The organism is Serratia sp. D1N4, from assembly GCF_054552755.1.
The window spans coordinates 3,066,925-3,090,167 of record NZ_CM137274.1 but is presented as its reverse complement, the minus strand read 5'-3'; the positions used below and the strand labels follow the sequence as shown (position 1 = coordinate 3,090,167).

Sequence of the window (23,243 nt, the reverse complement as noted above, 5' to 3'; positions counted from 1 at the left end):
TGGCACAGTGGCAGAGAATGACGGGTAGCGATAAGCCTGACGTGTTAACGCCATAGGTAGTTTTATTTCAATGGGTTAAATAAGCAGCGTAGTACGGAAATCGCGTGGTGTTGAACCGGTCATCGCTTTGAACTGGCGGCTGAAAGCGCTGTGATCGGTATAACCGCACTGCAAGGCGATGTCGGTAATCGGCAGATCGCTTGCCAGCAGTTCAGTGGCTTTTTCAAGACGGACTTTATGGATCATCTGGCGTGGAGTCAGATGGAAAATGCGTTTGCAGTAACGCTCGATCTGCGCCACTGACAGCCCCGTCAGCATGGTCAGTTCTTCTGAAGCGATTGACCGGGCAAAATGTTCGCGAATATAAATATCGATCGCCGCTAACCGCTGGTAAGCCGGGTGGTTGGCTTTAGCTTCCTGCAAGTCGTGCGAGATACCTGCCATACCGATAATTTTGCCTTGTGTATCATGCAGGGCCAGCTTTTGCGTCAGGCACCAACCCGTCTCGCGCCCACTGTAGAGGTGCATCTCCAATTGATCCTGAATGTGTACTCCGTTGTGCAGAACCCGTAAGTCCTGCTCGGTGTAACCAGAGCCTAACTGAGCGGGAAAAACGTCTGCTGAGGTTTTTCCCAACAGCGGTGTGACGGTTTTGAAACCGCAGCGTTTAGCCAGCGTCAGGTTAGCCAGCAGATAACGTGCTTGGGCGTCTTTGATGAAAAACACCACGTTGGGAATGGCATTCAGCAGGGGGGCGATCAACGCCAGGGCGTTGAGTAAGCTGTTCAGATTATCTGGGCGTTGCTGCGCCAGACCCGCACACAACCGGGAGAGCTGTTCGATAGCAAACACGTCATCCTCGTTTTCTTCTACACGTTGGGAAGAAAGCGGGTTCACGAGGTATTCAGGAGCTAATCGCATAATCATACCTATTCCAGTGAACTGACAAATTGTTCTTTTTTAACACATTCGGATCAATATTAACTTTTATGTAACTTGGCAAGCGCAATAATTAGCCAGAGATGAAATATGCGAAACACCGCATACTTTTGCTTGTTGTGATGCTGCGAGCATGCATTGTGGCGCTAATGTGCTTCCAGTCGATAAAATGGATCATTTAATTCATTGATAAATAATATGATTAATTATTATCCGTGGTTTCTTAATGTGTCCGAGCCAGTGGGTTAAAGGGAGATTGTGCTGATTTCGGCATTTCTTGCGCTGAAAGACATCAAGCTGCAATCAGGGGGATCGGGCAGGCTTGGCGATGTTGATAACATTTCCTTAACCCCGGAGAACCTGATGAACCTACCTTCGCACCTGACCACGCTGCGGGCGATCGATACCCATACCGGTGGCGAGCCGACCCGCTTGATCGTCGATGGTTTTCCCGATCTGGGTACGGGAACGATGGCCGAACGTAAAGCACGGTTTGCGCAGCATTATGATGACTGGCGCAGTGCGATCATTCTGGAACCGCGTGGTAATGACGTGCTGGTCGGGGCATTGCTGTGCCAACCCTGTTCACCACAGGCAACCGCTGGCGTGATTTTCTTCAATAACGCTGGTTATCTGGGGATGTGCGGCCATGGCACCATCGGCTTGATCGCCTCGTTGGCCTATCTGGGACAGATTGGAGCCGGTAAGCATTTGATTGAAACTCCGGTAGGTACGGTGAATGCCACGCTGCACACCGACGGTAGCGTCACGGTGGAGAACGTTCCTGCTTATCGCTTTCGCCAGCGGGTGGCGGTTGAGGTAGCGGGGTATGGCAGCGTTATTGGCGACATCGCCTGGGGAGGCAACTGGTTTTTCCTGATCGCCGATCATTCGCTGGAAATTGCTCCGCATAATATCGATAGGCTGACGGCGTTCTGCTGGGCTGTGCGTCAGGCACTCGAGCTGGCAGATATCCGCGGAGAACAAGGTGATATCATTGATCACATTGAGCTTTTTTCCCCTGATGAACACGCCGACAGCCGCAACTTCGTGCTTTGCCCTGGCAAAGCCTACGATCGTTCCCCTTGTGGTACCGGCACCAGTGCCAAACTGGCCTGCTTGGCAGCAGATGGTAAGTTAGCGCCAGATACCCTCTGGCGGCAGGCCAGCGTGATTGGCAGTGAGTTCAGCGCGTTCTATCAACCCAAAGGCAGCGAGATTATCCCTTTTATTCGCGGGCAGGCGTTTGTTTGCGCTGACAGCCAGCTGTTGCTGGATGAACGCGATCCCTTTGCTTGGGGGATCCGTTAATGGCGATCGCTGATGTTATCGTCGTCGGTGCTGGAATTATTGGGGCAGCCTGTGCCTGGCAGTTGGCAAAGCAAGGGTGTCGTGTGCTGGTGGTGGACAATCGGCGGCCCGGTGCGACTGCCACAGGCATGGGGCATCTGGTGTGTATGGATGACAATCCGGCAGAACTGGCGCTAAGTGCCTATTCGCTGCGCTTGTGGCGGGAAATAGTGGAGCGCATGCCGCAAGACTGCGCCTGGCGGGGTTGTGGCACGCTGTGGTTAGCGGAACATCAGGATGAAATGGCGATTGCTCAACTGAAGCAACAGCGCATGGCTGCCAGTGGGGTGACCAGTGAAATACTGACTGCTGCACAGGTGGCAGCATGGGAACCGATGCTGCGCAGTGGTTTGGCCGGTGGGCTGCGGGTGGCGAGTGACGGGATCGTCTATGCGCCAAACGTTGCCCGTTGGCTGATTACCGATGCCGCGGAACGGGTGACTACCCTTCATGACCAAGTAGTGGCGCTGGACAGGCAAACGGTACAATTGATGAACGGTAAGAAACTGACCGCACCGGTCGTGGTATTGGCCTGTGGTTTACAGGCCGATCAACTGCTGCCACAGCCTTTATTGCGTGCTAAAAAAGGGCACTTGGCGATTACCGATCGCTATCCACCGCAGGTTAAACATCAACTGGTGGAGTTGGGTTACGGTGCCAGTGCTCATGCGGGTAGTGGAACCTCGGTGGCATTCAATGTGCAGCCCCGACCAACCGGCCAGTTACTGATAGGTTCTTCACGTCAATTTGACTCTCTTGACCCGGCTATTGATATGCCTTTGCTGGCGGCTATGCTGGCGCGGGCCAATAGTTTCCTGCCCGCCTTGGCCCAGATGAATATCATCCGTTGCTGGAGCGGTTTTCGCGCAGCCACTGCCGACGGTTTGCCGTTATTGGGGGCGCATCCGCACCATTCCTGGCTCTGGTTGGTATTAGGCCATGAAGGGCTTGGCGTCACCACAGCGTTGGGTAGCGCGGCGTTGCTCAGTGCGCAGATCAACAATCAGCGCACGGAAATCGACGATCGCCCTTATCGAGCAGCACGCATATTCGCTGTGGAGGAGTTACCGGCATGAGCCAGGTTCTTTTGACCATTGATGGGCAACGCGTTCTGATTCCCGAAGGTTTCACCGTGGCGGCTGCGTTCAGCCTGAGTGGGCAGGATATCTGCCGTTATTCGGTGACTCAGCAGCCGCGCGCTGCATTCTGTGGAATGGGCGTTTGCCAGGAGTGCCGGGTCACGATCAACGGCCAGCGTCGCTTGGCGTGCCAGACCTTGTGCCAATCAGGCATGTGTATCGAAAGAGGCCAAAATGTGTGATTTACAGTGTGAGGTGCTGATTATCGGCGCGGGGCCAGCCGGGTTGGCCGCCGCACGTGCCGCCGCCGAAAGTGGGAAAAGGATCGTGGTGCTTGATGATAACCCACGTCCTGGCGGGCAGATCTGGCGCGATGGGCCAGAGGTGCAGTTACCTGCTGTTGCCACCGATTATCGACAGGCATTAAATGGTCTTCCCAATGTGACGTTGCTTAACGCCACACGTGTGGTCGCACAATATGGAGGGCAGCAGATTCTGTATGAAAGTGCGGAAGGGCATGGAGTGATTGCTTATCGGCGGCTGATTCTTTGCTGTGGTGCACGTGAACTGCTGCTACCCTTCCCCGGTTGGACGTTACCCGGAGTCAGTGGTGCAGGCGGTTTGCAAGCACAGATTAAAAACGGTTTACCAATAAAAGGGTTGCGCGTGGCTATTGCTGGCAGTGGGCCTCTGTTGCTGGCCGTGGCCAGTAGCGTGGTTAAAGCTGGAGGGGAAGTGGTGTTGCTGGCCGAGCAGGCAAGTTTCCGGCGTGTGATGGCTTTCACCTGTGAACTCTGGCGCTGGCCGACGAAATTGCGCCAAGCGTTTTCTCTGGTTAACCGCCATTATCGGACTAATAGCCAAGTATTGGCGGCAGAAGGGAAGGAGCGTATTGAGTCTGTGCGGGTCCGGCAGGGAAAACAGATACATACCCTAGCCTGTGATCGCTTGGCGTGCGGTTTTGGCTTGGTGGCCAATATCGAATTGGCCATGCTACTAGGGTGCCGCATTGTTAATGAAGCCATAGCGGTCGATCGCTGGCAGCAAACTAGCGTAAAACAGGTGTTTGCTGCCGGTGAATGTACCGGGATTGGCGGCAGTGAATTGGCATTGGTGGAAGGTGCGATCGCGGGCTACGCCGCGACAGAGAATAAAGAAAAAGCGCAGCAGCAGAGGGAGCAACGTGATCGGTGGCAGAGCTTTGCCATGGCGGTGATGCAGACTTTCGCCCTGAATCAGGCACTAAAGTCGTTGGCAACGCCGGATACACTGTTGTGCCGCTGTGAGGATGTCAAACAGGGCCAACTGAGAGAATATACGGACTGGGCTAACGCTAAGCTGGGTAGTCGCTGCGGTATGGGGGCTTGCCAAGGGAAAATTTGCGCCACTGCGGTACGCCATCTGTATGGGTGGCCGCTGCCGAAACCACGAATCCCGCTAACGCCGGTGAGGGCTGAAACGTTGGCTTTGCTGAGTCAATCAAAGGTGGAGTAATAAAACTGCTACAATCAGAGGTAGTGATAAAAGAGTACGGGCAGATGAATGATGATAAAGGCTCTGATTACGTTAGGTCTGTGTCTGCTGTTAATGCCCCTGTTGCTGAGGTTGATTGCGCAAGCATTGCAAAAAGCCCAGCATAAAAAGCCTGAGGGGGCTAAACACCGGCCAAAAACCGGCATGCCACATGGTGATGATGAGTAGGCCAAGCATGTCGCTAGGCTCAGCACGAACACCAATGCTAACCCTTTTGTCTAAAAAACAATCTTGGCTGTATGCGTTTATTTTCTTAGCTTACTGTTTATTTCATAAACAAATTGTATTTTTTTCAAAAGAACAATTCATTTAATGAATTTATTTTCAAGGTCAAAGTCATTTATTTATGGTGTTCGCAGTATCGTGCCGCTACCGACTACAGGACTATATGATTTCTAGAAAGTGGGTGTATCGTTTCAGTTTGAAATTATTAAAGGTACAGTAAAATAAAAGGATAATAATAATCCCATTAAAATTTTTTGATTAATTAAGAGTACTCCTATTGTTCTTGCTAATATTCCTACCACGTTACTGGCTTTTAGCGCTTAGACAGAATACCTCTTAGAATGACAACCAGAGCACCAATCCGCGCTTTCACATCGATGTCCATCATATCTTCTGAGGTAAGTACAAGCATGTTACCTGAAGCGGTAACAAATATTGATGGAGGTGGTGAGAACGAAGGTCAGGCCCGCATAAAGGCGGCCTGATAATGCTGGGATTACTGGCGATACGCGTGTTTAATTTGCAGAATGCTGTTTTTGAAAATCTCAGCCTGGGCAGGATCATCAATCTGAGCGGCAAAACGTTCCAGGTTGATGATGACTTTACCCGCATCTGCCTGGCCAATCGCTTTCAGGATCAGTGTCAGAGTGGCTTTAAGGCAGGCAACTTCTGTGGCCAGTGCTTCCGGATTTGCAGATGTAGTGAAATCAACGTTGCTCATTTTTTCTCCTGAGTTTAAGGCCGAAGCCTGACGTCAAATGCAGGTTAATGCACATTTTCCGGTTGCCGATTCACTATGACGGGCCGCAGTGCATTTGTGTGGGCGCGGAGTATAACATAGCACGGGATACCTGAGTCTAGTCACAGAGCGGCTCAACGCCATTTGGCGATGAGAAAGCATGGTCATTTTGTGAGGCGCGTGCTGTAATTACTGGTTATACTTACTCTAAACTAGCGAATAGATATGTCTTTGTCACAGTTACCAGCCTAAAGTATATCGCTAGTGTATTTTTCAAGGATGAACAAGTAATTGGCTTGTATACAATTAAAGGTATGATCGGTTATTTTAATTGAGAATGGCTCGGTTTCGACGTTGATGGTGGCTTTGTATTCTGAATAATGGTTTTGTCGCAGAGATTTATGCGTGACTGAAAATGGCGGTTGTTTGTTATTTTTTTGTAATTCATATGGTTATGCGTGATGATTGCCAGTATCGATATTATTATGGGGCGCGATAACTTACAATAAATTTGCCGCCAAAGTGTGTAAAATGGCGTATCATAGGGAGATGTGCTCCTGACTGCTTCCTAATTGACATGATGGATTTTTATCCGTGTTGAAGCAGATTAATGGTGTTGTAGTGAACTAAAGTTTGAAAATTTGGCCTGTTCCGCAGAGTTAATCGTGAGTAAGTATTAATCTGTATTCATTCTTTGCTGAAAACCAAGTAATATCTGTTTAGATGTCAGAGGCTGATTGATTGCGTTACTCCCCTATTTTGGAGAATTTTCCTTGATTAGCGTTCTTCTTGTTGATGACCACGAACTGGTGCGCGCAGGGATACGACGCATTCTAGAAGATATCAAAGGCATAAAAGTTGTTGGTGAAGCGCAATGCGGTGAAGATGCCGTTAAATGGTGCCGAAGCAACTCTGCTGATATCGTATTGATGGATATGAATATGCCGGGTATAGGGGGGCTGGAAGCCACCCGCAAGATTGTTCGTTATGCACCCGATATCAAAGTCATCATGCTGACTATTCATACTGAGAATCCGTTACCTGCCAAGGTGATGCAGGCTGGTGCTGCTGGTTACTTGAGCAAGGGGGCTGCACCACAGGAGGTGGTAAACGCTATTCGTTCGGTACATGCCGGCCAGCGTTATATTGCTTCCGATATTGCGCAACAAATGGCATTAAGCCAGTTGGAACCGCAGGCGGAAAATCCGTTTAGCATGCTTTCTGAACGCGAGCTGCAAATTATGTTGATGATCACCAAAGGGAAAAAAGTGAATGAGATCTCTGAGCAATTGAATCTCAGCCCTAAAACGGTGAACAGCTATCGCTACCGTATGTTCAGTAAACTGAATATTAGTGGTGATGTTGAATTGACCCATCTGGCGATACGACACGGGTTGTTCAATGCGGAGACGTTGTTAAGCAGTGATTGACCGTTTCGATGCGCAGGCATTCCTTAAAACCGTAACCAGCCAACCAGGCGTTTATCGTATGTATGACGCGGCGGGTACGGTGATCTATGTTGGTAAAGCCAAAGATCTGAAAAAACGTCTCGCCAGTTATTTCCGGGCTCAAGTCGGTAGCCGTAAAACGGAGACGCTAGTCAAAAATATCGTGCAGATAGACGTTACCGTTACGCATACGGAAACAGAAGCGCTATTGCTGGAACATAATTACATTAAATTATACCAGCCGCGATATAATGTTCTTTTGCGTGATGACAAATCTTATCCGCTGATTTTCCTCAGTGCCGATGCACATCCGCGACTGACGGTGCACCGTGGTGCCAAACATGCCAAAGGCGAATACTTTGGCCCATTCCCTAATTCTTATGCCGTGCGTGAAACGCTGGCACTGCTGCAAAAGTTATTCCCGATTCGCCAGTGTGAGAATAGTGTCTATCGTAATCGCTCTCGCCCATGCTTGCAGTATCAGATTGGTCGCTGCCTGGGGCCATGCGTTACTGGTTTGGTAAGCGAAGAAGAATATCGGCAACAGGTGGATTATGTGCGCCTGTTCCTGTCCGGTAAAGATCAGCAGGTGTTGCATCAGTTAATCGAGCGAATGGAAAGTGCCAGCCAGGAACTCAACTTTGAAGAAGCGGCGCGTGTTCGCGATCAGATCCAGGCAGTTCGTCGAGTTACCGAAAAGCAGTTTGTTTCGGGTAATAGCGACGATATGGATGTGATTGGCGTAGCATTTGAGGCAGGAATGGCCTGTTTACATGTGCTGTTTATACGTCAAGGCAAAGTGCTTGGCAGCCGTAGCTACTTCCCGAAAGTACCGGGCGGGACGGAGATGAGTGAAGTGGTGCAGACTTTTGTGGGGCAGTTCTATTTGCAGGGCAGCCAGGTGCGAACCTTACCGGCTGAAATCCTGCTGGACTTCAGTCTGCCGGAAAAAGATCTGTTGGCTGAATCATTGAGTGAACTGGCAGGGCGCAGAATTCAGATTCAGAGCAAGCCGCGTGGCGATCGTGCCCGTTATCTTAAGCTGGCGCGCACTAACGCCTCAGTGGCATTGACCACCAAACTTTCCCAGCAGTCGACGATCCATCAACGGTTGGCTGAACTGGCAAAACTGCTTAATCTTTCCGAGATTAACCGGATGGAGTGTTTTGATATCAGCCACACCATGGGGGAGCAGACGGTGGCATCCTGCGTGGTGTTCGACGGCAATGGGCCGCTGCGTTCAGAGTATCGCCGATACAATATCACGGGTATCACACCGGGTGATGACTATGCGGCGATGACTCAAGTGCTGAAACGCCGCTATGGTAAGGTACTGGAAGAGAAAAAAATCCCTGATGTGATCTTCATTGATGGTGGCAAGGGGCAACTGGGTATGGCGATTGAGGTATTCAATTCGCTGAATGTCACCTGGGACAAAAACAAACCGCTGCTGATTGGTATCGCCAAGGGTAGCGATCGTAAAGCCGGGCTGGAGACGTTATTCTTTGTGCCGGAAGGTGAGGGGATTTCGCTGCCGCCAGATTCACCGGCATTGCATGTGATCCAACATATCCGCGATGATTCACATAACCATGCGATCACTGGCCATCGTCAAAAGCGGGCAAAAGTCAAAAATACCAGTGCCTTGGAGTTGATTGAAGGCGTTGGGCCAAAACGGCGTCAGGTGCTGTTGAAGTATATGGGTGGACTTCAACCATTATTGAATGCCAGCGTTGAGGAAATTGCAAAAGTGCCGGGTATTTCACAAGCATTGGCAGAAAAGATCTACAATGCATTGAAACACTGAGGGCAATGTAGCAACATACTCTTAATTTCCACTCCAGCCAGATAGTTACCGTAGCATTATGCAACTGAATATACCGACTTGGATTACCCTGTTCCGCGTAGTTCTGATCCCATTCTTCGTTGTGGCATTTTATCTGCCTTTCACTTGGGCTCCGGTGGTATGCGCCGTCATCTTTGTGTTTGCTGCTGTAACCGATTGGTTTGACGGCTTTTTGGCACGCCGCTGGAAGCAGACAACCCGCTTTGGTGCTTTCCTCGACCCGGTTGCGGATAAAGTGATGGTCGCGATAGCGCTGGTGTTGGTGGCGGAGTATTACCACACCTGGTGGATCACCTTGCCCGCAGCAACCATGATCGCCCGTGAGATTATTATCTCATCATTGCGTGAATGGATGGCGGAAATTGGCAAACGTAGCAGTGTCGCGGTTTCGTGGATTGGTAAAGTAAAAACGACGGCGCAGATGATGTCCTTGGTAGGCTTACTGTGGCGCCCTGACCGAACGGTTGAGTACGTAGCGTTCGCGCTGCTGTACATTGCTGCGGTACTGACTTTCTGGTCAATGTTCCAATATTTGAATGCCGCCCGCAGGGATTTGCGAGAACCATGAACAATACGCTGTAAAAAACGGCAAACGAACGTAATGAGTTAACTATTTTATTGACTCATTACGTCAGGTAAGTAGAATGCATCGCATCAGACGGCGGAGATAATCCGCTGAAAGATTGAAATAAATCAGCAAGTTCTAATCAATGCGGGAATAGCTCAGTTGGTAGAGCACGACCTTGCCAAGGTCGGGGTCGCGAGTTCGAGTCTCGTTTCCCGCTCCAAATTTTCTTCCATAGTAAACCAATAAGTACCATAACTTATTGATTGTACTAACTAAGTTACTGTGGAATGTGTCATTCTGTTCCAATAAAAACCACCTCAAGCCACGACTTTTCGGTACATAAAAGCGGAGCGCAGGTAGTGCGGTTTTATGCTGTGACAATCTGGGCAAAAACCTATACCTCCCCACATCACCTACGATGTCATTGACTGATACCGATGTTCGCAAGACAAAACCCAAAGAAAAAGCCTACACCCTGAGTGACAATGCATGCGTTAATAAAAATGGGTGCTAAGTCTTTTGTTCACCTATACAAACTTGGCTGTCAGGCGCTGATAAATGTTGCTGAAGACCTGAGCCGTTGTCAGTTCAAAGCCCCGCTCAGTGTCGAAACTGATAGATTGACAATCACCAGTGTGTCCGGCGGCGTTACCGTCAGGACGGTAAAACTGGAGCAGATGGCTGCAAACAGCACTGACGTTAAAAACTCTCCAACATGATGGAATTATTGATATTTTCTTGAGTGAAAAGTTTATTTGTCCTATGAGAAGGACACAAAAATCATATCGTTATGCCCTAAATAATTCCCCGTCGCTTTTCAGGATGCAGATATTGGCAGCCTACCTGCATCCTGAAGTCGCTTGAGCGTAGAGAGTGCCAGAGATTACTGTTGAGAAGCTTCAAGCGCCTGTGAAACATCCTCGATGATGTCTTCAATATTCTCTATGCCGACAGAGATCCTGATCAAATCCTCGCTCACACCGGCACGGGCCAACTCATCGGGATTAAGCTGCCGGTGGGTGGTGGTGGCCGGGTGACATGCCAGCGACTTGGTATCACCGATATTCACCAGCCGTAAAATCATCTTTAATGCGTCAATAAAGTGTCCACCGGCCTCTTTCCCGCCCTTTATCCCGAAACTGACAATCCCTGAAGCCTTGCCAGCGGTTATTTTTTCACAGTTAGATCTATAGGGGCTCTCGGGAAGTGCGGCGTAGTTAACCCAATTCACCAACGGGTGATTTTGCAGAAAAACGGCCAGCGCCAGTGCATTACTGCAATGTTTCTCCATACGCAGGCTCAATGTTTCAAGCCCCTGAAGCAGTAGAAAAGCGCTATGTGGCGAGAGTGCGGCACCGGTATTACGCAGCGGTACGGTCCGGCAGCGGCCTATGTAAGCCGCAGGACCAAAGGCCTCGGTATAGACGACGCCATGGTAAGAAGGGTCTGGTTCGTTCAATAGACGAAAGCGAGATTTATTCGCAATCCAGTCGAATTTCCCGGAGTCGATAATAATCCCGCCAAGCGTTGTACCGTGCCCACCGATATACTTGGTCAGAGAATGAATCACAATGTCGGCACCATGTTCAAAAGGCCGACACAATACCGGCGATGCCACCGTGTTATCCACAATCACCGGTATACCGTGCCGGTGAGCAATCTGTGCCAGGCGTGCAATATCAACAACATTGCCTGCTGGATTGCCTATCGATTCACAAAATAACGCTTTCGTTCGATCGTTGATGAGAGATTCAATACCGTCAAAGTCATCAAAGCTAGCCATGCGGACTTCGACACCCTGGCGGGGTAACGTATGTGAAAAGAAATTATAGGTTCCACCATAGAGCTGGCTGGTACTGACAATATTGTCGCCGACTTCGGTCAACGCCTGTATGGAATAGGCGATGGCAGCCATCCCTGAGGCGACAGCAAGAGCACCGACGCCGCCTTCAATGGCGGCAAGCCTTTCCTCAAGTACCGCATTCGTAGGGTTCATAATGCGGCTGTAGATGTTGCCTGCGACTTTCAGATCGAAAAGATCGGCCCCGTGCTGGGTATCATCAAAGGTATAAGACGTAGTTTGATAGATAGGGACAGCGGCCGATTTCGTCGTCGCTTCAGATACATAACCGTGATGTAAAGCCAGCGATTCCAGTTTCATAAGTAGTCTCTATGTTATATGGCTAAAGAATGTTCATAAGTAGAATACGCTGTGATTTACCCAAGCCGTTATAAGTAAAAAGCATTAAGTTAGATGAATACTCAGAGCCTAGGTTGCATGGCTATCTCAAAGGTAACGATGGGCTTTAATGCTGTTCTGGTAGCGGCGTTTTTATGCCATCAGACCAGAGAGCTCAGTCTGGTATTCACTGCGTTGCCTGGATACGCTAATTTAAAGGTGAACAGATCAATACGAAAGTGATCCCTGATTAATGGGGGATTATATAAGGACTTTGCTGAAAGTTAGCTTCCAATACACTGAATTGATTAGATTATGTTCAGATAAGGTAAGTTTTGAGCAAACGCGATGGGTGTGCTGTGCATTAAGCATTTTTTTGTTGCCAACCTTTTTCAATTAGTACATAATCCTGCACATCGAAAGCACTGCTGGTTAAAAAAAATTAGTGTTTTCAGAAGGATAAAGCAACAGTTCAAGTGCTTACCTTTAATAATTTTAATAAAGCTGGTATCTCACGAGCTTTAGCCTGAAAAGGCAAACAGAATTACGGCGCGTTAACAAAGCGGTTATGTAGCGGATTGCAAATCCGTCTAGTCCGGTTCGACTCCGGAACGCGCCTCCAATTTCCGAGCCCGGGTGGTGAAATCGGTAGACACAAGGGATTTAAAATCCCTCGGCTTATGGCTGTGCGGGTTCAAGTCCCGCCCCGGGTACCACATTGATTTACAAAGAATTTTAGACCGCCTTCATGGCGGTTTTTTTGTGTCAAAAATCACGTTTCATAACATCTTCATAAGATGATTTCAGAAGATGAAAACAGAAAATCACATAGATATTCACTTTTTCTGATTACCCACCACCGGAACCACTTTCACCTTTCTGTCATAAATAGCCGTTTGGCTAGAATTTCTATGGCCGGAAATCGCCTGCTTTTCACTGAGCGAACCTTCAAGATCTGAAATGCCTTTCGCCTTCAAATCGTGAAACGTGAAATCAATATCCAGACTCGGATCGGCAGCTTTAGCGGCCAGCTTTGCGCTACGCCATTTTGAGTTAAAGCCATCACGCGTATAGCGGTTGCCGTTATGCTGGTGTATTACGTAGACGCTGGCAATGCCGCTGGAAATAGGTACAGAGTCGGCCAGCGCTACAGCGGCACGCAATCTATCTGACCAGGCTTTGATCTGCCTAGCTCCCGTCTTACCCTGGCAGATGTAGATCCCGGTTTCTAGAATCTGATCGCGAGTCAGGGCGAGAACGTCGCTTTGCCGGGCGCAGCAGAGATACGCCAGCTCCATTACAGCACGCACGGTATCTGGGGCAGCGGCATAGACAGCGGCGTATTCAGCGTCAGTTATGTAACGTTCCCGGCTCTTTTCCTTGTACTGCCGAACACCTTTGCACGGATTACCCTTCACATACCCACGCTCATACCCCCAACCGAAAACGCGCGACATAAACGTTTTTTCGCGGTTCGCCTGCGTCTTGCTTTTTAATCCCCGCTTATCCATATATCGCCGAACGTGCTCGGGCTTAATATTGTCCGGAGGCGTATCACCAAACACCGGCATTAATTTATTCGCGTATTTGTGATAATCCTTCTGGGTTTCAAATGCCAGATCTGTAAACTCTGCCGATGTGAGGAAACGGTTTGCCAGCGTCTTAAAGGTTTCATCCTCCTTCTGTTGCTCAACGTGCTTTTCATAGGCAGCCCAGACGGCAGACTGAGCGCAATCAAGAGCGCAGAGCCTTATCACCTGGCCTTTATTATTTCTGAACTCATACGCGGAGCGGCCGCGATAAACTCGCGGCGGCATCCAGTGGTCAGCGGGATTTTTTCTTTTACCGGCCATTACATAGCCTCGAAATTAGGTTCTTTCGGGGCCGGTTTCTGCGATTCGCTGCGGTACTTCACCGGGTTCATAAAATGCCCCCAGGTAGTTTTTGGGTGGCCGTCCGGGCGCTCAATGAAGAATATCCCGGCGCGGCGCAATGCCTCACACTGCTTGGATTTATAATGGTGACCGGTCAGCTCAATCATTTCTTCTTTGGTGATTATGTCGTGGTCGTTTCTCATGCTGGTCTTTCCTCGGTTTAATCACCCTGGCGATAACGTCGTCGGTCACACGACACGCGCGGGTGATATCATCTTCTGTGAGTTGTTTTTTCCGTACGCTGGCGCTAAGGCGGCCTATCTTGATATCGAAATCGGAGAGTAGGCGCGCGCCTGGTTTCCATGCCTGCATTGTGGTTTCCCGGTTATTGAGAGGGTCGCCACAATGCAGGTGAAGGGCTATCGGGTCTGATTAGGCTTAATCAATTTCGGTGGTGGGGTGCTGCTGATCTTCACATCGTCCGGCAGCTCGTATTCAACATCACAGCGGCGATCGGTGCGGATGGTACCGGTGCGGCCGTCTGGCAGCGTGATGTAAGTTGGCTGCCCACGCTTTTGGTTTCGTCTGAGCATCGTGTTACCTCACTTGCAGCGTACGTTCGCCGATCTCAATGTGTGCGCCTTTAACGTCAACGCCGTTCTCGATCGCTTCCTTGATGGCTTTCTTATCCGGTGCAACGAGCGTTTGCACGGTTACCAGATCATCAGGCAGCAGATCAGCGTTATCGATCACCACGCTCACAGAGCCTTTTCGAGCGGTGAACGTGTTGGCCACGGTTTTTAACTTGTCTTGGCCGGATGCCAGCAGGCACATCAGCACATATTGGCGAATGGATTTAGCGCGGTTCTCGAATGATTTTTTACGATCTGCCAGGCGCTTAACTTCTTCGTCAACGGTCTTGGCTAACCCTTCGAGGTTGCGAACGTATGTATAAGCGGCATCCAGCTTATCGCCTAACGCGCCCTCGATGCCCTCCAAGGTATCTGCGATCATTTCCGGCGTCAGTTCGTCGGAGGTTTCAACCAATTCTTGCAGCTTGGCGTAATCGGATGCTAATGCGATGGCTGTAATGCTCATTGGGCTTTCTCCTCGGAAGTGGAAAGGGCTTTGATACGTTCATCTTTCAGAACGGTGAGGCGGCGCAGGCGTCCGGCCAAGTACTTTGCGTGATCTGTATCGCCCTTGGCTTCGGCTGCTTTTCGATAGGCTTCAATTTCACGCGCGATGGAGCCGTGAACCTTGCTGGCCTCGTTAATCGTTACAGCCTTGCTGATTGTCTCAGCGACCTTGGTTAACTTCTCGTCCAGCTCTTCACGCAGCCTGTTTATACCCTCGGCTTTATCACTGGCGTTCTTGACTGCAAATTCAGCCTTATTTTCCTCCCGGTAGTTAACATCGTCATACAAACCGAGGAACACGTCAGCGGAGAAACCAAGCTGTGAAAGAGCTTTTTTGGTGGCGTCGGTCAGCGATTTTTTAGGCGCTTCACCATCGCTAACAACGCCATTTTTGGTGGATTGAATGTATGGTGTGCAGCCGTAAGCAGGGATCACGCCTTTTTTCCCTGCGTGCTCAAAGATCAGGTTTATTCTTACCGTGTGATTAACTTCACACAGATAACCGCCTGCGCCATTGGGGATCACCTCTTTCAGGTAATTGCCGTCCTGCTGCTTAACTGATCGCATAATTGGCGCACCATCATCAAACCGTTCCTCGATAACCTCAACGCGCCAGTTAATCCCCTGAGGGCCGAAAACCTTGGTAGCCTGCATAACCATGTAGGTACCATTGATCGACGTCCCGCCACCGTTATTAGCAAACGCTTTTGTATGCTTGGGATCGGTCTTATAAACCCTGTTCCAGATATCAAGGTTATCAAGGGCGGACTGCTGCTGTTCTGCAAAAAATTGCTCGAGCAAATTTGCACGCTGCTCGAAATCATCGGCTTTTAACTGCGTAACGAGTTCGGTAACGTCGGCCAGCGTTTTTTCAGCGCGCTGTAAGTGTTCTGATTTATCGCCTGTCTCGGTGGCGTATACGCCATACCCCAATTGATCCAGGGTTTCTTTGGCCTGCTGCGCCGTCTCATCGCTAACCTGGTTAGTGGTGGCCACTTCCGTTTTTTCGACTTCATTTGAGGCGGTGTTCTGCTGATCGCCTACCAGACCATCGACTGAAAACTTACCGCCGCCGAGGTTTTTTACTTCCGGCTGAGATGGTGTCTCCTGCTGGCCATAGCTAGCCAGTTCGGGGCATGCCGGATTACCGGCCAGACGAGTTTTCACAAAGTGCAAGCGCGCTTGGTCGTCATTGAACATTTGGATGTTTTTGAGGCCATCGGAAATAATCGCGTGACGCGTATCTGTATCAACATCGAGAATGCCAGTAATGACGCGAAAGGTTTTATCAACAGCTCTCCATAATGGTTCGCGCTGCTCCATCAGTTCCTTGGCGTTTCTCACATCAGATGGCTTTGCTTGTAATGGATGCACGCCCATTATTGAAAGCATGGTATGCATACTGAGGGTGTTGTAATCCATTACGCCAGCCTTGGAGCTGGAGCTGGTTAGTTGGTCACGATCTCGCGGATTGTTAACCCACTTTTCAGCGAATCGGCGTGCGCCTGGCTCTGTTGGCACCTCACCATTAAAGTGAGTGTAAATAGCCTCATAAAGTGAATTAATTGCTTCTGGGTACATTGCCCCAACTGCTGGGATGGATATCAAAGCCTTGATAACATCACGCATCCCGGTTTCATCGGGGGCATCTTCATCATTGAGCGAGTCACGGAAGTCATGCACAAGCGAAAGACAACTATGATCAACATCGCTCAAGCCATACATGCCAATCGCCGTAATCTTAATGTCAGCAGGCTGTTTTAGCAGATCGACAGGGCCGGTTGGCACTTCTTCGGTTGTGGTTGGCAGAGTGTTGAACTCTTTGGTTTCCTCGTTCCAGAAAACTTCCGTCATCCAGTGAGTACTGAATTGTCCAATGGGTGGGCGGGGCAGTCCAACTCGATCGGCGCAGACTTTAGGTTTCAGGAAGTTATCGCTTGAGTCGGGAAACTCTTCTTCCATTAATGTGATGGCTTTCATTACCGCCAGTTTTGCATTTTTTGCATCGATAGCAACGGCCATCGAAACGGCCCCGCTGGCGACTGCTTTTGGTTTCGGCTCAAAGCCGACAGTGAATATAGGCATGTTGATCCTTCCTATGGTTGGTTAAGCGCTGGTCAGGCGCTTGTTTTGTTTTCAGGCAGCATTCCGGCGATAACACGCTCGGCTGTGGTTTTTGCTTCTTGGAGAATTGCGAGTTCAGCTTTGCACTTCTGCAATTCATTTACTGCCAATTCGCGAACAACCTCTTTTCCGATAGGCAGTCGACAGTCGTGCCCTTGTATTGGATCGGCGTAAATCATCGTTTTGTGAACGTCACCATCGCAGATTTTAATGATGCGCTTAGCATCTTCTAAGTGCGCTTCAATGTTTCCTATTGATTTTAAGAGATTTTTAATATCCATGGTCTTTCCTTTGGTTGTGGGTTAGTACGGCAGCTCTTGTTCATCAACCGGTGAATGGTCGATGCACAGCAACTGCTGAATTTTGTCGTCGATGATTGCCTGCTGGCGGTGGGATTCAGCCGCAATGCGCTCTTTCTGAGTGCGCAGGGCTTCAATCTGTTTGCCGATAACGTCGATCGGCTCAGGTTCGATTACTTCAACGTTGATAGTGCGGGTTTCAAGCAAGACATACGCATCGGACACTTTGGTCATATCCGCAGATGCAATAACGTAAGGCAATTCAGCTTGAGATGGCAGAGGACGCGTAAGCGCATGGATGTACAGCGTGACGGGTATCTGTAGTGCTTTCATAGCAACTCCGATATAATATTTAACAGATCAGTGGCGTAAGCCGTTGGTCTTTCCTAGAACGGCCGGGGTGGTTCCCGGCAAATCCTTGTGGGGTGGTTCCCACTTGGGTAAAGAAGCCTGCCTAACGGTGGGCTTTTTTACGTCTAAAGGTTGCCGGTTACGTTATCCGGCGTCGCGTCACCTGGTCAGAGTTCGGCGACCGTATTCGCCCTGGTGAGGCGCGTTGGTCTTTCCTGTTTAACTTGTGGTGGCCGGTGCTGGTATCATCCCGGCATGTTGTCACTTAGGCGTTTAGTCAGCCAGACAACGGTGCGACTTGGGTCAAAACGAGGTCAAAAAACCCAGCTAAACTTACCTGCGCATCAGCCTGCGCATTCACCACAACGGAAATGGTACTTGTTGCTACTGTGTAATTTTCAGGTGCGTTTCGAACCGCTCACAGTGAAACCCATTTCAACAAATACCATTACCTGTTGTGTACCGGTTACCCTATCCGGCGAATGCGCTGCTATCAGCAAAGCGAGGAAGCAACATTCGGTTTTAGTTTGTGGTGGCCGGTGCTGATCTCCGGCATGCCATCCCCATAAAGCGTAATTTCACAGGGAACCTGCGCGTTAAATTTCTGTCTCCCCGCGCTCGGGATTATTCGGGCACTCTCAAGGCAAAAAAGCCTATCGGTGCATATCAGCCTATGCATTCACCACAGAGAAGCGGGTTTACTTGCAGGTGCGCTTCACCCATATAAACCCAAAATTAAGCGCTTCTCTTTGATGAATGGTTGCCGGTTACGCTTTCCGGCGTCGCTTTACCTTTTCATGAGTTACGACCGCATTCACGTGGTGATAACTTTTGGGCTGCTGTGGCGTGGTAATCTGAATCCCTCACCCCTGCGCGACCGGAATTGGTTCTCCATCGCCACAACACCCCAAATCTTTGCGGTCTTTCCCGCTGTCAGAACTTGTTATCTGAACAACCGCTGCATGGTTTGCGCTGTTGATGGGAATGAATTTAGATAAAACGAATTAATTAGTCAACGCTAAATTTAGATATAACGAACAAAAGAGGCGTAAAGAAACGCAACATATTGATATTGCGCTTAAATTATTTTAACGCTTTTCTTGCTTGAAGTAGCTCGTCGAAGAGGCGATTAAAATCATCAACTCGCATTCGGAGGTCAGAAAGGTGTCGTTCTTTCTCAGATTCAGGTAGAGCGGCAAAGAGTTTAAGTAATTCACTCTCTCTTTCATCCAGTTCCCTAGGTTGCGGTTGAGCCTCTCCTGGTGATTTATCTTCATCACCGTAAAGGATCCACGTAGGTGAACATTGCAGAGACTCGCTTAACGCAAACAGATTCTTCCCGCCCGGCTCGCTGTCGTTGCTCTCCCACTGAGACACAGTGACGTGCGACACCTTGACCAGTTTGGCCAGTGCACGCTGAGTCAGATCAATTTCTTTTCTTCGCGCACGTATGCGCTCGCCGGGTGTATTCATAGTTAGTTAATTCTAAATTTTCTTGACTTAGTTATCTCAAACATCTAGCTTGTCAGTTAAATCTAACAGGAGGTGTTCGCATGTATAAAATCGATGCCATTAAATACTTTGGCAACCTTACTAAATTGGCCGAAGCGGCTGGGGTAAAACTCCCGTCTGCCAGCGCTTGGGGCGAGATCATCCCAGAGCGCCGCGCCGCCCGTCTGGAGCGCATTACAAACGGTGCCTTGAAATACGATCCGGCGTTGTACCAAGGCCAGCAAACAGGTGCAGCTTAAAGCTGTTCACCCCCAAAAATCTGATTACGCGTAATCAAAAAGCGACAGGAGACGCGAAGAAGTGGACATCGAAAAACTGAAAGACGAGATCGCCGGGTGGGCGGTGGAAAGCGGGCAAGAACATGTAGCCATTGAGATCAGCAAACAGTGGCTGCTTTCTGGTGCCGATTCAAAAATCGTGAAGCTGTACCCGATTGAGCAGAACGGCGTTGCTGACCACCAGGCGATCAACACCAACCGACAGGCTATTTTCCGCTGGCTGCGTGGGGAAACCAAAGCGTCCAGGGCAAAGATCCGCGAACTGGCCGACGCAATGGCCGCAGCACTGCCAGCAGAGCGCCGGGCGCGCCTGGGTGGGGTAACGACTCAATATTTACTGTCTGTGGCCATACGTGAGTTTGCAGCTGCGATTATCGCGATCCTGCTGGGAGCCAACGATACACACCAGCAGATTGCCGGAGCGCTACACGCTTTGCAGAACACCCAGCGCCTGACCAGCGTTTAACCGACCGCACTAGGAAAGACCAATGTTGAACTCTATCGATCGCATCACTTGGCGAAACGGGTACCGGTTAAACGGTGAGCCGGTAGCGCAGGAAGAAGTCGAGCCTATTTTCGAAGGGCGGCGGGTTGCGGCCTTATCGATCTGGGAGCAATACGAGCAGAGCAAGGAAGCGCTGCGTAATCTCACGTTGACGCCAGAGCAGTACCAGGAAGCCTGTCGCCAAATTGCACAAGCGTTGGGGGCATGAAAGTGAACACCTCAAAGCTGCTGATAAACGAACCTCCGCTGCTGGTAATGCCATCGCTTGCGGCAAGAATCGGCTTGAATGAGGCCATCTTGTTGCAACAGATCCATTATTGGCTAGGCCGGTCACCTCACCAACACGGTGGCCGCGTGTGGTTTTACCGTACAGCCTCTGAATGGGTCAGTGAATTGAGTTTTTGGTCTGACAGCACCATAAAACGCACGCTGGCCTCTTTGGAAGCATCCAGCCTGATCGTGTCCGCAAAACTGCACCGTGAATTGATGAACGACCCGTACACGCGCACCAAGTGGTACACGATAAATTATGACCAGTTGGAAAGCTTAAATTTAGAAAATGCATCTGGTCAAAATGACCAAATGGCATCTAGTCAGAATGACCAGTTCTCATCTGGTCAAAATGACCAAATGTTACAAGAGAATACTACAGAGAATACAACAGAGAGTACTGATGGTGGATCAGCTGACGCTGACCACCAACAACAGCCAGTTGATGATCGAATGAATTACCAGGTGATACTCGACGCCTATCACGAAATCCTGCCAGAAATGGCAGAGGTTCGCGTACTGACCGACACACGCAAGAAAACCATACGTAACTTCTGGAAGAAATTTAAATTCAACCAGGAGCGCTGGGAGGCGTATTTGCGCTACATCGGTAAGCATTGCCGCTGGATGCTTGAGGACCGGCCAAATGGCAGGGATGGTTTCTGGAAACGTAAGAACCTGGATTACCTCGTTACCGAGCGCTGCTATGTCGCCGTGAAAGAGGAACGCGCCAATGATCGATAATCTCCCTCAGGTTCCGTACAGCGTCGATCTCGAACAGGCCATTCTTGGCAGCCTGATGTACAACACCGAAGAGGACAGAGCGATCACAGTGTTTGGGCTGGTAAAGCCTGAATCGTTCTACCTTGCCGCTCACAGGGCGATTTTCAAAGAGATCCGCGCACTGGCCAACGCCCACAAGTCTACCGACCTGATCAGCCTGAGCGATGCGCTGGAAAGCAAGGGGCTGCTGGAACAGGTGGGCGGCTTTGCTTACCTGGCCGAAACCGGGCGCAAATCCAGCGTTCACGCCATGACAAGCTACGCGCATGCCGTCCGTGAAAAAGCGGTTTTGCGGTATGCACTCGAAAAGCTGCATGCCTGCATTGAGATCGTGGGGGCCAATAACGGCATGGACGCGGTGAACAAGCTGGCGAACGTGCAGCAGATGATCACCGCTGTTACGGATCATGCCCGGACGGGTAAGCGCGGCGGCCTACGCCCTGCAGGGGAAATTATTGAGGATTGGGTGGGCGATATCAGCCGTCGATTTGAGGATCCGACGAACGCAGCCGGTTTAACGCTGGGTATCGCAGACCTTGACCAGGTGATGTACCCGAAACAGGCCTTGCGTGGTTCGCTCGTTGTGATCGGTGCTCGTCCAAAAATGGGTAAAACAGCCGTATACAACAAAATCGCCACTCACTTTGCGCTGAATCACCGCTTACCGACGCTGGTTTTTAGCCTGGAAATGACAGACCGGGGGATTATCGAGCGCATGGTCGCCCAGGAAGCTGGCGTGAAATCTGAAATTTTTTACGTGGGCGCCAACGATGATAACGATATGGCCAAGGCGATGGCCAAGGCGATGGAGCTGTCAGAATCCAACCTGATGATCGACAGCACGCCGGGCGTGACCCTGGCACACGTCGTAGCCGAAAGCAGGAAGATAAAACGCCTGCGCGGCACCATCGGCCTGATAGCGATCGACTACCTCACCCTGATGAAAGCGGAAGCCGCAGAGCGCCGGGACATTGCCTACGGCGATATCACCACCGGGCTGAAGGATTTGGCAAAAGAAATGGATTGCGTGGTTCTGCTGCTGACGCAGCTCAACCGCAAACTGGAAGAACGCGCCGATAAGCGGCCGGTACCGAGCGACAGTAAAGACACCGGGCAGATAGAGCAGGATTGCGACGTCTGGATCGGCCTGTACCGCGATGCGGTTTACAACAAGAACTCAGACCCTCAACTGTTGGAACTCATACTGAGGTTAAACAGGGAAGGGGCCAGCGGTACTGCTTACGCCCTGATGGTTGATGGATATGTCAAAGAGGTTTCACCCGAGGAGGCTGCACGCCGTTCACAGACTGGCCAAGAAAAATCAAAGAGATATGCCAAAGACAAAAAAACCACCGAAGAATTCTAACCGCGCCTGACCAGCGCTTAAAACCAAAGGAAAGACCTATGCACACTGAAATCGTTTATCCAAACGCCCCGTACGTTGTTGATGATGGCTGTGATTACACCGCACTGATCATCTGGCGCATGAATGCCAATGCCCGCGCTAGCACCCGTTCCGCGTTTGTACCCGAGCCGGTACCGGTTCAAGTCATGCAGCCGAAGTTCTCCCGTAAGGCTGCCGCCAGTAAGCCCGCAGCGAAGAAAAAAGCCAAGAAGGTGGATTTCCCCGCTAAAAATCTGGTGGCCGTCATGCTGGGTAAAACCCTGTCATATGACGCGATCCTTGCTAAATTGGATAGATGCCATCCGGGCCACGGCGTAACCATTCGCAACCTACAAACCCGCATTAACACGATGCTGAAATCCTCCCACTGCCAAATCACGCGCCATGAATTGCCGGTACCAGAGTTCACCCTGGTGCACGTCGATGTGCAGTTTTACACCAATTCAGAAAAAAGCCTCGAGGCAATGTAACCCATGGCCGGGCAATCGGATTACCTCCCGCCCGGCTTACCGTTCAATCGCGGAGCCTGGCCGCAGGAATATCGGGATCTTGAAAATCTCGACCTGCGCGCCAGCGGATTAATCAAAGACCTGTACGCGGGGAAGATCGTCCGCACCAAGGTACTGATCGCGATTGAAGAGGTGCCGGAAAAATACCGGGAGCATTTCAGGGCGCGCCTGAATTACTGGCGTGATCGCAAAGAGAATCGGGGTTAGCAGAATGAAATTACGCAAATTATCAGTCGGGGTGTGGGTGTTTTTGGGCTGCTATGTGGCAGTGCTGGTGGCCTGTATTTA

Annotated in this window: 26 protein-coding genes and 3 tRNA genes; 18 read left to right on the top strand and 11 right to left on the bottom strand. The window is 50.2% G+C overall.

The features are described 5' to 3' along the window. Window positions 1-75 precede the first annotated feature (75 nt). Window positions 76-921, bottom strand: a complete 846-nt coding sequence (locus ACX1CU_RS13825) for a helix-turn-helix domain-containing protein (protein ID WP_459402811.1) — start codon at window positions 919-921, stop codon at window positions 76-78. Between the two features lie 381 nt (window positions 922-1,302). Between ACX1CU_RS13825 and ACX1CU_RS13820 the strand changes: the two genes are divergently transcribed. Genes ACX1CU_RS13820 through ACX1CU_RS13805 form a run of 4 tightly spaced genes read left to right on the top strand, consistent with a single transcriptional unit; the run spans window position 1,303 to window position 4,862 of the window. After that, on the top strand, window positions 1,303-2,250 hold the full coding sequence (locus ACX1CU_RS13820) for a 4-hydroxyproline epimerase (protein ID WP_459402810.1): 948 nt from the start codon (window positions 1,303-1,305) through the stop codon (window positions 2,248-2,250). Next, window positions 2,250-3,365, top strand: coding sequence for an NAD(P)/FAD-dependent oxidoreductase (locus ACX1CU_RS13815; RefSeq protein WP_459398872.1), 1,116 nt, complete (start codon window positions 2,250-2,252; stop codon window positions 3,363-3,365). The genes ACX1CU_RS13820 and ACX1CU_RS13815 overlap by 1 nt, the downstream gene beginning before the upstream one ends. Beyond that, complete coding sequence (locus ACX1CU_RS13810; protein ID WP_459398871.1) at window positions 3,362-3,610, top strand: (2Fe-2S)-binding protein; 249 nt, start codon at window positions 3,362-3,364, stop codon at window positions 3,608-3,610. The genes ACX1CU_RS13815 and ACX1CU_RS13810 overlap by 4 nt, the downstream gene beginning before the upstream one ends. Continuing rightward, entirely contained in the window at window positions 3,603-4,862 is a 1,260-nt protein-coding gene (locus ACX1CU_RS13805; protein ID WP_459398870.1) for an FAD-dependent oxidoreductase, read from the top strand. The genes ACX1CU_RS13810 and ACX1CU_RS13805 overlap by 8 nt, the downstream gene beginning before the upstream one ends. A gap of 760 nt (window positions 4,863-5,622) precedes the next feature. Here the strand turns inward: ACX1CU_RS13805 and ACX1CU_RS13800 are convergent. Beyond that, window positions 5,623-5,847, bottom strand: a complete 225-nt coding sequence (locus tag ACX1CU_RS13800) for a DUF2594 family protein (RefSeq protein ID WP_037396038.1) — start codon at window positions 5,845-5,847, stop codon at window positions 5,623-5,625. 791 nt (window positions 5,848-6,638) lie between these two features. Between ACX1CU_RS13800 and uvrY the strand changes: the two genes are divergently transcribed. The 5 genes from uvrY to ACX1CU_RS13775 all read left to right on the top strand — a co-directional run bounded on the left by uvrY (window position 6,639) and on the right by ACX1CU_RS13775 (window position 10,446). Beyond that, window positions 6,639-7,295 carry a UvrY/SirA/GacA family response regulator transcription factor gene (gene uvrY, locus ACX1CU_RS13795; protein ID WP_459402809.1) on the top strand — a complete coding sequence of 219 codons (657 nt, stop codon included), beginning with the start codon at window positions 6,639-6,641 and terminating at the stop codon, window positions 7,293-7,295. Next, window positions 7,288-9,120: an excinuclease ABC subunit UvrC gene (gene uvrC, locus ACX1CU_RS13790; protein WP_459398869.1), complete on the top strand. Its 1,833-nt coding sequence runs from the start codon at window positions 7,288-7,290 to the stop codon at window positions 9,118-9,120. The genes uvrY and uvrC overlap by 8 nt, the downstream gene beginning before the upstream one ends. A gap of 58 nt (window positions 9,121-9,178) precedes the next feature. Beyond that, entirely contained in the window at window positions 9,179-9,727 is a 549-nt protein-coding gene (gene pgsA / locus ACX1CU_RS13785; RefSeq protein WP_459398868.1) for a CDP-diacylglycerol--glycerol-3-phosphate 3-phosphatidyltransferase, read from the top strand. Window positions 9,728-9,871: 144 nt separating this feature from the next. Then, a tRNA-Gly gene (locus tag ACX1CU_RS13780) sits at window positions 9,872-9,947 on the top strand. A 265-nt stretch (window positions 9,948-10,212) separates the two neighbouring features. Then, window positions 10,213-10,446, top strand: a complete 234-nt coding sequence (locus ACX1CU_RS13775; RefSeq protein WP_459398867.1) for a hypothetical protein — start codon at window positions 10,213-10,215, stop codon at window positions 10,444-10,446. 164 nt (window positions 10,447-10,610) lie between these two features. Here the strand turns inward: ACX1CU_RS13775 and ACX1CU_RS13770 are convergent, their stop codons facing one another. Beyond that, window positions 10,611-11,888 carry an O-acetylhomoserine aminocarboxypropyltransferase/cysteine synthase family protein gene (locus ACX1CU_RS13770; protein ID WP_459398866.1) on the bottom strand — a complete coding sequence of 426 codons (1,278 nt, stop codon included), beginning with the start codon at window positions 11,886-11,888 and terminating at the stop codon, window positions 10,611-10,613. Between the two features lie 566 nt (window positions 11,889-12,454). On the opposite strand from ACX1CU_RS13770, the gene ACX1CU_RS13765 reads away from it, so the two are divergent. Beyond that, window positions 12,455-12,528, top strand: a tRNA-Cys gene (locus tag ACX1CU_RS13765). 8 nt (window positions 12,529-12,536) lie between these two features. Further along, a tRNA-Leu gene (locus ACX1CU_RS13760) sits at window positions 12,537-12,622 on the top strand. A gap of 120 nt (window positions 12,623-12,742) precedes the next feature. On the opposite strand, the gene ACX1CU_RS13755 is transcribed toward ACX1CU_RS13760, so the two are convergent. The 8 genes from ACX1CU_RS13755 to ACX1CU_RS13720 all read right to left on the bottom strand — a co-directional run bounded on the left by ACX1CU_RS13755 (window position 12,743) and on the right by ACX1CU_RS13720 (window position 19,166). After that, window positions 12,743-13,759 (bottom strand): tyrosine-type recombinase/integrase, encoded by a 1,017-nt coding sequence (locus tag ACX1CU_RS13755; protein WP_459398865.1) that lies wholly within the window; start codon window positions 13,757-13,759, stop codon window positions 12,743-12,745. Next, window positions 13,759-13,983: a DUF4224 domain-containing protein gene (locus tag ACX1CU_RS13750; RefSeq protein ID WP_459398864.1), complete on the bottom strand. Its 225-nt coding sequence runs from the start codon at window positions 13,981-13,983 to the stop codon at window positions 13,759-13,761. Before ACX1CU_RS13750 ends, ACX1CU_RS13755 begins: the two co-directional genes overlap by 1 nt. A 216-nt stretch (window positions 13,984-14,199) precedes the next feature. Next, complete coding sequence (locus ACX1CU_RS13745) at window positions 14,200-14,373, bottom strand: hypothetical protein (RefSeq protein ID WP_197091755.1); 174 nt, start codon at window positions 14,371-14,373, stop codon at window positions 14,200-14,202. Between the two features lie 4 nt (window positions 14,374-14,377). Continuing rightward, entirely contained in the window at window positions 14,378-14,878 is a 501-nt protein-coding gene (locus ACX1CU_RS13740; RefSeq protein WP_459398863.1) for a siphovirus Gp157 family protein, read from the bottom strand. Next, a complete protein-coding gene (locus tag ACX1CU_RS13735; protein ID WP_459398862.1) occupies window positions 14,875-17,004 on the bottom strand; it encodes a hypothetical protein in 2,130 nt (709 codons plus the stop codon). The genes ACX1CU_RS13740 and ACX1CU_RS13735 overlap by 4 nt, the downstream gene beginning before the upstream one ends. 32 nt (window positions 17,005-17,036) lie before the next feature. Beyond that, on the bottom strand, window positions 17,037-17,324 hold the full coding sequence (locus ACX1CU_RS13730) for a hypothetical protein (RefSeq protein WP_459398861.1): 288 nt from the start codon (window positions 17,322-17,324) through the stop codon (window positions 17,037-17,039). Window positions 17,325-17,345: 21 nt separating this feature from the next. Then, the gene (locus tag ACX1CU_RS13725; RefSeq protein ID WP_459398860.1) at window positions 17,346-17,675 is read right to left on the bottom strand and encodes a hypothetical protein; all 330 of its coding nucleotides are present in this window, start codon (window positions 17,673-17,675) and stop codon (window positions 17,346-17,348) included. Between the two features lie 1,101 nt (window positions 17,676-18,776). Continuing rightward, the gene (locus ACX1CU_RS13720; RefSeq protein WP_459398859.1) at window positions 18,777-19,166 is read right to left on the bottom strand and encodes a helix-turn-helix domain-containing protein; all 390 of its coding nucleotides are present in this window, start codon (window positions 19,164-19,166) and stop codon (window positions 18,777-18,779) included. A gap of 80 nt (window positions 19,167-19,246) precedes the next feature. Here ACX1CU_RS13720 and ACX1CU_RS13715 point away from each other — a divergent pair, with 80 nt between their 5' ends. The 7 genes from ACX1CU_RS13715 to ACX1CU_RS13685 all read left to right on the top strand — a co-directional run bounded on the left by ACX1CU_RS13715 (window position 19,247) and on the right by ACX1CU_RS13685 (window position 23,162). Continuing rightward, the gene (locus tag ACX1CU_RS13715) at window positions 19,247-19,444 is read left to right on the top strand and encodes a Cro/CI family transcriptional regulator (protein ID WP_459398858.1); all 198 of its coding nucleotides are present in this window, start codon (window positions 19,247-19,249) and stop codon (window positions 19,442-19,444) included. Between the two features lie 61 nt (window positions 19,445-19,505). Next, the gene (locus ACX1CU_RS13710; RefSeq protein WP_459398857.1) at window positions 19,506-19,949 is read left to right on the top strand and encodes a toxin YdaT family protein; all 444 of its coding nucleotides are present in this window, start codon (window positions 19,506-19,508) and stop codon (window positions 19,947-19,949) included. Between the two features lie 22 nt (window positions 19,950-19,971). Continuing rightward, window positions 19,972-20,196 carry a hypothetical protein gene (locus tag ACX1CU_RS13705; RefSeq protein WP_459398856.1) on the top strand — a complete coding sequence of 75 codons (225 nt, stop codon included), beginning with the start codon at window positions 19,972-19,974 and terminating at the stop codon, window positions 20,194-20,196. Further along, the gene (locus tag ACX1CU_RS13700) at window positions 20,193-21,002 is read left to right on the top strand and encodes a replication protein (RefSeq protein WP_459398855.1); all 810 of its coding nucleotides are present in this window, start codon (window positions 20,193-20,195) and stop codon (window positions 21,000-21,002) included. The genes ACX1CU_RS13705 and ACX1CU_RS13700 overlap by 4 nt, the downstream gene beginning before the upstream one ends. Next, the gene (locus tag ACX1CU_RS13695; RefSeq protein WP_459398854.1) at window positions 20,992-22,407 is read left to right on the top strand and encodes a DnaB-like helicase C-terminal domain-containing protein; all 1,416 of its coding nucleotides are present in this window, start codon (window positions 20,992-20,994) and stop codon (window positions 22,405-22,407) included. Before ACX1CU_RS13700 ends, ACX1CU_RS13695 begins: the two co-directional genes overlap by 11 nt. Window positions 22,408-22,445: 38 nt before the next feature. Continuing rightward, entirely contained in the window at window positions 22,446-22,916 is a 471-nt protein-coding gene (locus ACX1CU_RS13690) for a hypothetical protein (protein WP_459398853.1), read from the top strand. 3 nt (window positions 22,917-22,919) lie between these two features. Next, complete coding sequence (locus ACX1CU_RS13685) at window positions 22,920-23,162, top strand: hypothetical protein (protein WP_459398852.1); 243 nt, start codon at window positions 22,920-22,922, stop codon at window positions 23,160-23,162. Window positions 23,163-23,243 lie beyond the last annotated feature (81 nt).